This is a genomic window from Acetobacter sacchari (genome assembly GCF_017377715.1).
GTDB classification, from domain to species: domain Bacteria; phylum Pseudomonadota; class Alphaproteobacteria; order Acetobacterales; family Acetobacteraceae; genus Acetobacter; species Acetobacter sacchari.
Genome location: NZ_JAFVMF010000075.1, coordinates 1 through 276, shown reverse-complemented (window position 1 = coordinate 276; position 276 = coordinate 1). Strand labels below are relative to the sequence as shown.

The following is a 276-nucleotide window of genomic DNA, read 5'->3' as shown; positions in this document are numbered from 1 at the left end:
AACGTCTTCTGGCGGGCCAGTCTGGTATTCGTGTTTTGCCCGATGAAATCGTTGAAACACTATCGGTGAAAGTCGGTGGGCAAGTATTAACCAAAGATCAGGACCCTGAGTCAGGCTTTGAGCCGGACCTGTTTGTTGTGCCGAAAGACCAGAAGAAAATGGACCGTTTTATTTTGTTCGCCATGGCCGCTGCTGATATGGCAATAACCCATGCTGGCTGGAAAGCAGAAACCGACGAACAGCAGGAACGGACTGCAACCGTGATTGGTTCTGGCA

Annotated in this window: 1 protein-coding gene; it reads left to right on the top strand. The window is 50.4% G+C overall.

What is annotated here, in order from left to right:
* Positions 1-276: beta-ketoacyl synthase N-terminal-like domain-containing protein (locus J2D73_RS20310; protein ID WP_279380966.1), on the top strand; the 276-nt coding region annotated here is incomplete at both ends.